The organism is Streptomyces sp. B15 (assembly GCF_018070605.1).
Taxonomy (GTDB): domain Bacteria; phylum Actinomycetota; class Actinomycetes; order Streptomycetales; family Streptomycetaceae; genus Streptomyces; species Streptomyces smyrnaeus.
The window spans coordinates 24,611-35,998 of the sequence record NZ_JAGPXJ010000079.1; the positions used below are offsets into that span (position 1 = coordinate 24,611).

An 11,388-nucleotide genomic window follows, 5' to 3' on the forward strand; every position below is an offset into this window, starting at 1 on the left:
GTGGCACTCGTTCGGGGCCCGGGGTCACTCCCCCAGCTTTGTCAGGATCGGCGGCGTACGTTCCCCCCGGACCGTGGTGACCGAGAGCACCGCGTGCTCCGGCTGCAGCTCGTTGGCCAGGTCGGAGGCCGACCAGCGCTCCCGCTGCTCGCTGCGCACGGTCACCGACTCGGCCGTCACATGCTTGCCCGTCGCCAGCCGCCGCACCGCGTGCAGCACCCGGGTGACGGGCTCGTCCGAGACCAGCTGGCGATTGGTGACCGTACGGGTCTGCACCCACTCGGTCCCCCACACCTCGGCGAACCGCTCGGCGTCCCACGGCGTGACCCCGGCGCACACCATCCGGCACCCGACGGCACCCAGCAGCGGACCGCGCAGCGGCTCGGGCACGTCGTCCAGCGCCCGCAGCGTCAGCAGGACACCCGCATGCACCGAACGCAGCCGCTGAAGGCCGCGCAACGCCTGCGGGGTGACCGTCTGAGCCGCGTCGTCCAGCACGAGGCAGGCGAACAGCGACTGATCGCCGCGCGCCACCGCGCACTCGGTGAACTGCGCCAGGATCAGCCGGGCCAGGATGCGCGACGCCTCCGCGTGCCCCCGCTCCGGAAGATCGATACGGACCCGCAGTGGATGCTCCAGCGCCCGCAGCGAGAACGGGCGCCGCCCCTCCGCGCTGGGGCTTCCCTCGGGCAGGAAGAAATCCGCGAAGGCGGGCCTGTCCAGCAGCGCGATGCGGTCCGCCAGCAGCGCGGCCACGTCGCCCGCCCGCCCGGACTGCCGCGCGAAAGCGTCCAGCTCGCGCAGCTGGGCCTGCCGCCCTTCGGTGCGCACCGCCTCCCGCAGCGCATGGAGGGCGCCCGGAGCACCGTCCAGCAGCTCGCGCAGCTCCGGAACGGCGGGGAACCGGCCGTGCACCGCGGCGAACGGCCCGATGAGCTGGGCCAGCGACGTCGCCGCGCGCCGGCTGTCGCCGCCCGGCAGGGCGGCCACCAGATCCCCCACCAGCGCCTCGGCCAGCATCCCGGCCGCCTCGTCCGGATCTGCCGTACCGCCGTAAAGGTCGAGATCATGACTGGAACCCGGGTGCCCGAGCCGGATGACGAGATCGAACGAGTCGTCGGGCACGAAGTGCGAGCCCGCCGGGCTCACCGCGATCACGGCTGTCTGACCGGCCAGCGCCTGCAGACACAACGACTCCACCACCGGGCGGGCCAGCTTGCTCGTCTTGCCCGTACCCGGCGGGCCGACCGCCAGCGCGGACGTACCCAGCAGCGAGGGGTCCAGCGCGATACCCGCGCCCCGGTACTCGTGCGGATTGCGCTCGGAGTCGGCCGCCCTGCCGATACGGACCTGGCGCAGCGGCAGATCGTGCCGCGCGGCACGCACCGGCAGGTCCCGGGCACCCGACGGGTGCCCGCACGCCGCCGCCCCCTGCGCGAGCACGTTCTCAACGAACGCCTCCAGCCGCTGCGGCCGGGCCCGCACCGCCTGCCACGCCCGGTCGATACGGGCATGGTCGACGTCCGTCATCCGCCCCGCCAGCAACTCCTGCGCCAACCGCTCGGCCGCCTCCCCCGCACCCCCGGCACGCAGCTCGGGCCACTGGACGGGGTCGAGGTGGGGCGGGGGGACGGGCGCCTGCTGCGGCCCCGCGGCCATCTCGTCCGGCACGAACCCACCCGACTGCGGCCCCCGACCCCCCTTCACCCGCGCCCAGACCCGCCGCGCGAGCTCGTCCCAGCGACCGATGCGGCCGAAGAAGATGGCGAGGCCGATGAAGACTCCGCCGCCATAGATCCATGAAGCGACCACGAAAAGCATGGTGTTTCCCCCCGGCTCCCTCCAAGAGCCAGGGGTCAATGCCAGCAACGGCCACAGCCAATAGTCGCCTAGATAGCCATTCTCCAGCAGCGACCACAGCAGCCAGCCCATCAAGAACGAGATCAGGGCACCGCTGACAAGTTGGCGGGCCGGGGTGCGTTCGGGGTCTTCCGGGGGGCGCTGTTCGTAGCCGCAGCGCCAGATGCCGGGGGCCGCCTCCGGGCGGGGCAGCCGCAGCCAGTCGGCCAGCGGGGGTCCGGCCTGCGGGGCGCTCGGCGGCATGGGCGGCGGCCCCGCCGGTCCGGCCTCCATGCCGCGCGGGGCAGGAATGCCGCCGCTGCCGCCGGGCGGTGCGGTGGGCGGCGGGGGCAACGGGGTGGACGGCGCGGAGGGAGGGTGCGGCGTCGGGGGGTGGCTGGTGGGGGCGGGGGCAGTGTGGTGCGTGCTGCCTGTGCCCTGCTTCCGGTGGGGAAGCCCCATGTCCATGTGCTGCCTCAGCTCCCTGACGCCCCGACGCGCCGACCCTCGCGGGCCGACGCCCTCCTGCACCCAATCTAGCGGCCGACCACGTCAGTTGGTCCATGGCCGCGTCCCGCACTACGAGACAGCCCGCACAGCAGACGCCGCAGGCACCCGAAGAGACCGCCCGGCCCGCCCCCGAAGGACAGAGGGAGGCGAGCGCCCCCGGGCTCGAAGGGCCGGCGGGAGGCGTATGAAGCCGCGATTGTGCGACAGGGGGCGGAAGGTAGGCGGGGTCGAGGGTGGGCGGTGGGTGTATGTCCGTGGTGGCCAACATGCGGGGCGTAGTTCTCCGGAGCGGTGCATGTGTCGGCCGTGCGCGTGCCCCTAGCCTGCGAAGTGCCAGACCCCCGTTCCTCCCGAGGAGTGCGCTATGACCGGAAAGACGGAACTGTCCGGAGGGCCTTCCCTCCCCCAGGAGCGGCGTGTCGTCACCGCCGTCCCCGGGCCCAAGTCGCAGGAGCTGATGGCCCGCAAGCAGGCGTCGGTGGCCAACGGCATCGGGACGGTGCTGCCGGTCTTCGCGCGGCGGGCGGGCGGCGGCGTCCTGGAGGACGTGGACGGCAACTCGTTCATCGACTTCGGCTCCGGCATCGCCGTGACCTCCGTCGGCAACAGCGCGGAGGCGGTGGTACGCCGGGCGACGGAGCAGCTCAACGACTTCACCCACACGTGTGCGATGGTCGTCCCCTACGAGCCGTACGTGCAGGTCTGTGAGGAGCTGGCCAAGGTCACGCCGGGCGACCACGAGAAGAAGAGCGCGCTGTTCAACTCGGGTGCCGAGGCGGTGGAGAACGCCGTCAAGATCGCCCGCGCGCACACCGGCCGTCAGGCCGTGGTGGTCTTCGACCACGGCTACCACGGGCGCACCAACCTGACGATGGCGCTCACCTCCAAGAACATGCCGTACAAGCACAGCTTCGGCCCGTTCGCGCCGGAGGTGTACCGCGTCCCGGTCGCCTACCCCTACCGCTGGCTGACCGGCCCGGAGAACTGCGCCGAGGAGGCCGCGGCCCAGGCCATCGACCAGATCACCAAGCAGATCGGCCCGGACAACGTCGCGGCGATCATCATCGAACCGGTGCTGGGCGAGGGCGGTTTCATCGTCCCGGCCAAGGGCTTCCTGCCGCGGATCCAGCAGTTCGCGCGGGACAACGGGATCGTCTTCGTCGCCGACGAGATCCAGTCCGGCTTCTGCCGCACGGGCCAGTGGTTCGCCTGCGAGGACGAGGGCCTGGTCCCTGACCTGATCACCACCGCGAAGGGCATCGCGGGCGGTATGCCGCTCGCCGCCGTCACCGGCCGGGCCGACATCATGGACTCCGCGCACAGCGGCGGCCTGGGCGGCACCTACGGCGGCAACCCGGTGGCCTGCGCCGCGGCGCTCGGCTCCATCGAGACGATGCGCGAGTTCGATCTGCCCGCCAAGGCGCGCCGCATCGAGGAGGTCATGAAGCCGCGGCTGGAGAAGCTGGCGGAGAAGTCCGACATCATCGGTGACGTCCGCGGCCGGGGCGCCATGCTCGCCATCGAGCTCGTGAAGCCGGGCGGCAAGGAGCCCAACCCGGAGGCCACCGCGGCACTCGCCAAGGCCTGCCACCAGCAGGGCCTGCTCGTGCTGACGACCGGCACCTACGGCAACGTGGTGCGCTTCCTGCCGCCGCTGGTCATCGGTGAGGACCTGCTCAACGAGGGCCTCGACGTCCTGGAAGAGGCCGTCACGGGCCTGTGATGGCCCTCTCGCGGCCCTTGTAGAGCCTTGGAGCCTCGCGGGGGGTGGGCCCCCCGCGAGGTCCATGTCACCCCGAAGTGCGGGCGTTCCGGCGCCCGCACTTTCGCGTTTCCGCTGCCCGCACTTTCGCGTTTCCGGCGCCCCCGAGCGCCACTTCGACCGCCCCTCTCCCCTGTCCCCGTGGCCTGTAGCGTGGGGCCACGGCAGGGGCGCGCACGCCACTTGATCGCGGGCCGAAGTGGGCGGTGACCAGCGAAGGAGCGGGTACCGGTGAAGAATGTGTGCGGGGGCGATGTTCGGTACGTAATGTGCCTGTCGGGTCCTGCTGTCCTGCCGTACGGTTTCTTGAGTCGCCGGGAGGCGCGGAGGGCCACCTCCAGCATCCCGGCCCGAGCCGGTCTTTCCCCAAGGCGGGCCCGGTCGTGCCCTCGCGCACGTTCCTCACCGATCGGATAGCCGCTTGTCCCACACCCCCCGGGACCGGCGGGAACCCGGTCGACACGGCCGCCCTGGAACTGTCCCCCCGGTTCCCGGGCGGCCGGCCACGTCCGCGCCCACGCCCCGTCCGCCGCGCACCCGGCCGGTGCTGTCGTCGGTCTGCTGTCTCTGCGTGCTCGTCCTGATCCTCGGCACCTGGCAGGTTCTCGTTCGAGGAGCACTGGTCGACCTGGACGAGGACCTGGGCGTTGCCCTGCACGACGTGGCTCCGCCACGGGCCTTGGCCGAGGCGCTGGCGGACGTGGGCAACTTGGAGGTGGCCCTGCCGCTGCTCGCTGTGGCGATGGCGCTGTCCCTGTTGCGCTCTCGGGGCCGCACCTGGTGGCCGGTGCTGTGCTATGCGCTGGCGACAGGGCTGCTGGCGCCGCTCGTCTCAGCTGTGAAGGCATGGACGGACCGCACCGGCCCGCTGGGCGGCGGGGGCTTCTACCCCTCCGGGCATGCGACCACCACGGCAGTGACCCTCGGCGCCGCGCTGCTCCTCGTCCACTGCGGGCTCTCCCGTGCCGCCCGCTCTTCCGCGTACGCGGTGGTTGCCGTGCTCGTCCTCGGCAACGGGCTCGGGCTGGTGTGGCGGGGCTACCACTGGCCACTGGATGTGGTGGCCGGCTGGTGTCTGAGCGTGCTGCTGCTGTGCGCGGCCTTCGCCGCCTCCCGTCGGGGACCCGGGCGACTGTCCAGCTGACCATCACGGCTGCCTGCCGGGCGGACGGCCGTGGTGGTCAGCTGTCGAAGCCCAGGCCGACCTTGTCCATCGTCTTCAGCCACAGATTGCGCCGTCCTGCCTGGGCGTCGGAGCGGGCCAGCGACCACTGGGTGAGGCCGATTCCGGCCCAGCGCACCGGCTCCGGGGGGAACGGGAGCGGCTTCTTGCGCACCATCGTCAGCGCGGTGCGCTCCGTCCGTTCGCCCGCGAGCAGGTCGAGCATCACCGCGGCGCCGAAGCGGGTCGCGCCGACGCCGAGCCCGGTGAAGCCTGCCGCGTAGCTGACGCGGCCGTCCATGGCGGTGCCGAAGAAGGGGGAGAAACGGGAGCAGGTGTCGATGGCGCCGCCCCAGGTGTGGGTGAAGCGGAGGCCTTCGAGCTGCGGGAAGCAGCGGAAGAAGTGCTGGGCGAGCTTGGCGAAGGTCTCGGGGCGCTGGTGGTAGTCGCGGGAGATGCGGCTGCCGTAGTGGTAGAGGACGTCGTAGCCGCCCCACAGGATGCGGTTGTCCGTGGTGATGCGGAAGTAGTGGAAGTGGTTGGCGTTGTCGCTGAGGCCTTGGCGGTTGTGCCAGCCGATCGCGGCCCGCTGCTCGTCGCTGAGGGGCTCGGTCATCAGCGCGTAGTCGTAGACGGGGACGACGTACGGTCGCACCCGGCGCAGCAGTGAGGGGAAGGCGTTGGTGCCGAGCGCGATGTGCCGGGCGTGGACGCGGCCGTACGGGGTGGCGACGGCGACCTCGGCGTCGCGGGCGCCCAGCCGGGTGGCCGGGGTGTGCTCGTAGACGCGGACACCGGCCTGTTCGCAGGCCCGCTTCAGGCCCCAGGCAAGGCGTGCGGGGTTGACCATGGCCACGCCCGTACGGTCCCAGAGTCCGGCCAGGAAGGTCGGGGAGTCGGCCTCGGCGCGTACCGCGTCGCGGTCCAGCAGGGTCAGCCCCTCCCCCACTCCGAGGGCGTGCGCCTGCTGCTCCCACTCCTCCAGTTCGGCCACGTGGTGGGGTTCGGTGGCCACGGCGATCTCGCCGGTGCGTTCGAAGTCACAGTCGATGCAGTAGCGTTCGACAGCTTCCTCGATGGCGTCCAGGTTGCGCCTCCCCAGCCGCTCCAGTTCGGCGAGTTCGTCGGGCCAGCGGGCGAGGCCGTTGCCGAAACCGTGGGTGAGGGAGGCCGCGCAGAAGCCGCCGTTGCGCCCGGAGGCGGCCCAGCCGATCTCCTCGCTCTCGACGAGCACGACGTCGCGCCCGGGGTCGCGCTCCTTGGCGAGCAGCGCGGTCCACAGTCCGCTGTAGCCGCCCCCGACGACCAGCAGGTCGCAGTGTTCGTCGCCGACGAGTGCCGGGCGGGGGGCGGGGCGGTGGTCGGGGTCGTCCAGCCAGAAGGGGGTGGGCCGGGCGTCGGCGAGGGAGCGGAGGGCAGCTTGGGAGGCCACGGCATCGCTCACGGTTATCGGCTCCTCGTTGCACTCACGACGGTACTCATGGTCATCGGCCGGTCCTTGTCGCCTTCGTGGTTCGTGGTCGTTGGTGGTTCGTGGTCACGTCCGGTCGGTTCCCGCGCGGTTTCTCCCTGTGCCCGCCCCGGGCTTCCGGACCTCCCGGTGTCCCGGCTTCCCGCCGAGGTGGCGCGGTGGCGCGGTCACGACTTCTTGCGGCGGTTGGCCGTGATCTGCCCTCCCAGCACGATGGCGAGCGCCAGTACGAACATGGCCGAGCCGATCACGTTGACCTGCACCGGAACCCCGCGCTGCGCCGCACCCCAGACGAACATGGGGAAGGTCACCGTCGAGGGGCCGGCGTTGAACTGGGTGATGATGAAGTCGTCGAACGACAGGGCGAAGCTGAGCATGGCGCCGGCGGCTATTCCGGGGGCGGCGAGCGGCAGTGTGACGCGCCAGAACGTCTGGAAGGGCCCCGCGTACAGATCGCGAGCGGCCTCTTCGAGGCGGGGGTCCATGCTCATCACGCGCGCCTTGACGGCGACCACGACAAAGCTCAGGCAGAACATGACGTGCGCGATCAGGATGGTCACGAACCCGAACTGCACACGCGTGTTGAGGAAAAGGGTGCCGAGCGAGGCGCCCATCACCACCTCGGGCATGGCCATCGGGAGGAAGATCAGCGCGTTGGTGGTGCTCTTGCCGCGGAAGCGGTAGCGGGCCAGCGCGAAGGCCGCGAAGGTACCGAACGCGGTCGCGATGAGCGTGGCCAGCACCGCGATCCGCAGGCTGAGCCCCAGCGAGCCGCACAGGTTGGCGACGCCGCACGGGTCGGTCCAGGCGTCGGTCGAGAAGGTGCGCCACGCGTAGTTGAAGCGACCGGCGGGCTTGTTGAAGGAGAACGCCAGTACGACCAGATTGGGTACCAGCAGATAGGCCAGGGCGGCGCACCCCACCAGGACGACGGCATTTCTGCGCAGCCAGCGCACCGGCGCGGGCGACGGCCGGGAGCGTGCCCCGGACCCGGACCCAGAGCCGGAGTCGGAGGAGCCGGACCCGGCCCCGGAACCGGGGGCAGACCCGGAGCCGGCGGAATCGGAGCGGGGGGAGACGCGAACGGTGGTGGACATCAGACGAGCTCCTCCGTTCCGGCCTTGCGCATATAGACGCTGACCATGATCAGGATGAGCGCCATCAGGATGAAGGACATCGCCGCAGCCGTCGGGTAGTCGAGGACGTTGAGGAACTGCTTCTGGATGGCGTTGCCGACCATCTGCTCGTTGGGGGAGCCCAGCAGCTGGGCGTTGATGTAGTCGCCGGACGCCGGGATGAAGGTGAGCAGCGTGCCGGCCACCACACCGGGCAGCGAGAGCGGGAAGGTCACCTTGCGGAAGGTGGTCGCGGGCTTGGCGTACAGGTCGCGGGCCGCCTCGAGCAGCGAGGTGTCGATCCGCTCCAGGGAGCTGTAGAGCGGCAGGATCATGAAGGGCAGGAAGTTGTAGGTCAGCCCGCAGACCACCGCGAGCGGCGTGGCCAGTACGCGGTCGTCCGCGGTCAGCCCCAGCCAGCTGGTCACATCGAGGACGTGCAGGGAGCCGAGGACGCCGACGACCGGGCCGCCGTCCGAGAGGATCGTCTTCCAGGCCAGGGTGCGGATGAGGAAGCTGGTGAAGAACGGCGCGATCACCAGCACCAGGAGCAGATTGCGCCATCGGCCGGCACGCAGGGCGATCATGTAGGCGAGCGGGTAGCCGATGAGCAGGCACAGCCCCGTGGCGACGGCCGCGTAGCCGAACGAACGGACGAAGTGCTCCCCGTAGGTCCCCAGCGCGTCGGTGTAGTTCGAGAACTGCCAGGTGACGCGGAAGCCTTCCTCCAGTGAGCCGCTCTGCACGGAGGTGGACGCCTGGTAGAAGAGCGGGGCGACGAAGAAGACCGCGAGCCAGAGCCCGGCGGGCAGCAGCAGCCAGTACGGGGTCAGCCCCCGGCGCGACCGTCTGGTGCCGGTTCCGGTACCCGCGCCGTCCGGCTCCTTGCCCGGACCGGACGCGGCCTCGTCGGCCGCACCGGTGGGAGGCCCTCCGGAGGGCGAGAGCGGTGCCACGGCGGTCATATGGCCTCCTCGCCGGCCGCCGCGTCCTGGGTCGCGTCCAGCGCGAAGGTGTGCTCGGGCCGCCAGTGCGCCACGACCTGTGCGCCGGGCGTGAGGCGGTCGTCGCGGGAGACGTTCTGCTCGTAGACGGTGAGTTCGGAGCACGCCGGGGTCTCGACGAGGTACTGCCAGGAGACGCCGAGGTAGCTGGCGTCCGTGATCCGTCCCATGAGCCGGTTGCGGCCCTCCGGAACGTCTGTCCGGCCGTCCGCGGAGCCGCCCGAAGCGGAGTCCGCGCCGTCGGTGCGGGTCAGGGAGATCTTCTCCGGGCGCACACCGACCAGCACCTTCGTGCCGGCCTCCACGCCTTCGGCGGCGCACCGGGCCCTCGGCAGCCGCAGGGTGGCGTCGTCGCCCACCACGTGGACCCGTAGCTCGTCCGGTTCGTCGGCGCCTTGGGGGTCCACCTCCGCCTCGATGAGGTTCGAGGTGCCCAGGAAGTTGGCGACGAAGGTGGAGCGGGGGTTCTCGTACAGCTCGGCCGGCTCTCCGAGCTGTACGACGCGTCCGCCGTACATCACGGCGACGCTGTCGGCCATGGTCATGGCCTCTTCCTGGTCGTGGGTGACGTGCACGAAGGTGATGCCGACCTCCGTCTGGATGCGCTTGAGTTCCAGCTGCATCTGGCGGCGCAGCTTGAGGTCGAGGGCGCCCAGCGGTTCGTCGAGGAGGAGGACCTGGGGGCGGTTGATCAGTGCGCGGGCGAGGGCGACGCGCTGCTGCTGACCGCCGGAGAGCTGGCGCGGCTTGCGGCGGGCCATGTCGCCCAGCTGGACGAGGTCGAGCATCTCCTCGACCTGTTTCTTCACCGGCTTCACTCCACGGCGGCGCAGCCCGAAGGCGATGTTCTCGGTGACGTCCAGATGCGGGAAGAGCGCGTAGTTCTGGAAGACCGTGTTGACGGGGCGCTTGTGGGGCGGGAGGTGGGTGATGTCGTCGTCGCCGAGCAGGATGCTGCCGGACGTCGGCTCCTCCAGCCCCGCGATCATGCGCAGCGTGGTGGTCTTGCCGCAGCCGGAGGCCCCCAGCAGCGCGAAGAACGAGCCCTCGGGGATGGTCAGGTCGAGCGGATGGACGGCGGTGAAGTCGCCGAAGGTCTTGGCTGTACCGGAAAGAGTGATGGTCATGGCCGGTCCTCGGGGAGGCGGGGCCGGTCCCGGCGGAGGGGAGCAGGCCCGGCGGGCAGGGACGCGGGCGGTTCAGGCCCCGATGAGCTTGGAGAACTTCTCCTCGTACCGTGCTTCTTCCTTGGCGCTCATCGGCCGGAAGTTCTTGCCCTTGGCGATCATCCGCGCGTCGGGGAAGATCAACGGGGCCTCGGCCAGCTCCTTGTCGATCTTCTCCATCTCGGCCTGGGCGCCGGAGACCGGGCAGATGTAGTTGACCCACGCGGCCAGCTCGGCGGCTTCCTTGGGCTGGTAGTAGTAGTCGATCAGCGCCTCGGCGTTGCTGCGGTGCCGGGCCTTGGCGGGTACGAGCAGGTCGTCCGTGCCGAAGAGGTAGCCGCGTTCCGGGACGGCGAACTCCACATCGGGGTTGTCCATCTGGAGTTGCACCACGTCACCGGCCCAGGCCAGACAGGCGGCGATGTCACCGGAGTTGAGCTCGTCCATGTAGTCGTTGCCGCTGAAGCGGCGGAGCTGTTTGCGGTCGACGGCCTTCTGGATGCGGGCGATGGCCGCGTCGAAGTCGTCCGCCGAGAAGTGTTCGGAGTCGACGCCCATGTCGAGCATGGTCAGACCGATGGTGTCGGTCATCTCCGTCAGCATGGATATCCGGCCCTTGAGGGACTCGTCCTCCAGCAACTGCGTGACGCTGGTGACCTTTTTCCCCTTGGTGGCCTTCTTGTTGTACGCGACGATGCAGGCGGTGCCCGCCCATGGATAGCTGTACTGCCGCCCGGGGTCGTGGGCCGCGGCGCGGAAGCGGTCCTCCAGGTTGGTGACGGCGTGCGGCAGGTTGGCCGGGTCGAGGCGCTGTGCCCAGCCCTGTCGGATGATGCGGCCCGCCATCCAGTCGGAGAGGCACACCAGATCCCGGCCGGTGTCCTGACCTGCGGCGAGCTGCGGCTTGATCTTGCCGTAGAACTCGTTGTTGTCGTTGATGTCCTCGACGTACTTGACCTTGATGCCGCTCTCGCGTTCGAAGCGGTCGAGCGTGGGGCGCTTCTTCTTGTTCTTCTCGTCGACGTCGATGTAGAGCGGCCAGTTGGCGAAGTTGAGGACCTTCTCCTCGCGGGAGTGGTCGGGGGTGTCCTCGGGGCCGTTGCCGTCCTTGTTCCCCGCCGCGGGCGGGATTCCGCAGGCGGCGAGGGTGGAACCGGCCGCTGCGAGGGAGGCGGCTCGCAGCAGTCTGCGCCGGGACATCGCGGCGCGGCCACTGGTCAGACCGCGTTCCCACGCCTTGGCGACGGGCTCCGGCAGTCCTTCGTACAGGTCCATGGGGAGCGCCTTCCTGAAGGGAGACCGGGGAAGGGGGGCGGGGGGTACGGGGGTGCGAAATGCGGGGAGGGGAGGGAGCGGCGG

8 protein-coding genes are annotated in these 11,388 nt (G+C 70.8%); 2 read left to right on the forward strand and 6 right to left on the reverse strand.

Annotated features, from left to right (window positions below; all coding sequences use genetic code 11):
* Positions 1-24: 24 nt before the first annotated feature.
* The gene (locus tag KBY19_RS27870; protein ID WP_210966950.1) at positions 25-2,307 is read right to left on the reverse strand and encodes an ATP-binding protein; all 2,283 of its coding nucleotides are present in this window, start codon (positions 2,305-2,307) and stop codon (positions 25-27) included.
* Between the two features lie 406 nt (positions 2,308-2,713).
* Here KBY19_RS27870 and gabT point away from each other — a divergent pair, with 406 nt between their 5' ends.
* Both gabT and KBY19_RS27880 read left to right on the forward strand, forming a co-directional pair.
* Complete coding sequence (gene gabT, locus KBY19_RS27875) at positions 2,714-4,072, forward strand: 4-aminobutyrate--2-oxoglutarate transaminase (RefSeq protein WP_099884653.1); 1,359 nt, start codon at positions 2,714-2,716, stop codon at positions 4,070-4,072.
* A gap of 610 nt (positions 4,073-4,682) precedes the next feature.
* A complete protein-coding gene (locus tag KBY19_RS27880; protein ID WP_210966951.1) occupies positions 4,683-5,255 on the forward strand; it encodes a phosphatase PAP2 family protein in 573 nt (190 codons plus the stop codon).
* A 37-nt stretch (positions 5,256-5,292) separates the two neighbouring features.
* On the opposite strand, the gene KBY19_RS27885 is transcribed toward KBY19_RS27880, so the two are convergent.
* From KBY19_RS27885 to KBY19_RS27905, 5 genes are all read right to left on the reverse strand, one after another.
* The gene (locus KBY19_RS27885; protein WP_307843641.1) at positions 5,293-6,717 is read right to left on the reverse strand and encodes an FAD-binding oxidoreductase; all 1,425 of its coding nucleotides are present in this window, start codon (positions 6,715-6,717) and stop codon (positions 5,293-5,295) included.
* A gap of 194 nt (positions 6,718-6,911) precedes the next feature.
* On the reverse strand, positions 6,912-7,700 hold the full coding sequence (locus KBY19_RS27890; RefSeq protein WP_099886820.1) for an ABC transporter permease: 789 nt from the start codon (positions 7,698-7,700) through the stop codon (positions 6,912-6,914).
* Positions 7,701-7,840: 140 nt separating this feature from the next.
* Positions 7,841-8,824, reverse strand: a complete 984-nt coding sequence (locus KBY19_RS27895; protein ID WP_099884650.1) for an ABC transporter permease — start codon at positions 8,822-8,824, stop codon at positions 7,841-7,843.
* Positions 8,821-9,990 (reverse strand): ABC transporter ATP-binding protein, encoded by a 1,170-nt coding sequence (locus KBY19_RS27900; RefSeq protein WP_210966952.1) that lies wholly within the window; start codon positions 9,988-9,990, stop codon positions 8,821-8,823. The genes KBY19_RS27895 and KBY19_RS27900 overlap by 4 nt, the downstream gene beginning before the upstream one ends.
* Before the next feature lie 72 nt (positions 9,991-10,062).
* A complete protein-coding gene (locus tag KBY19_RS27905) occupies positions 10,063-11,304 on the reverse strand; it encodes a spermidine/putrescine ABC transporter substrate-binding protein (protein ID WP_099884648.1) in 1,242 nt (413 codons plus the stop codon).
* Positions 11,305-11,388 lie beyond the last annotated feature (84 nt).

Excerpts from the sequence above, each read along its gene's own strand:
- KBY19_RS27870 (WP_210966950.1), bottom strand. The coding sequence starts at position 2,307 with ATGGACATGGGGCTTCCCCACCGGAAGCAGGGCACAGGCAGCACGCAC.
- gabT (WP_099884653.1), top strand. The coding sequence starts at position 2,714 with ATGACCGGAAAGACGGAACTGTCCGGAGGGCCTTCCCTCCCCCAGGAG.
- KBY19_RS27895 (WP_099884650.1), bottom strand. The coding sequence starts at position 8,824 with ATGACCGCCGTGGCACCGCTCTCGCCCTCCGGAGGGCCTCCCACCGGT.
- KBY19_RS27900 (WP_210966952.1), bottom strand. The coding sequence starts at position 9,990 with ATGACCATCACTCTTTCCGGTACAGCCAAGACCTTCGGCGACTTCACC.
- KBY19_RS27905 (WP_099884648.1), bottom strand. The coding sequence starts at position 11,304 with ATGGACCTGTACGAAGGACTGCCGGAGCCCGTCGCCAAGGCGTGGGAA.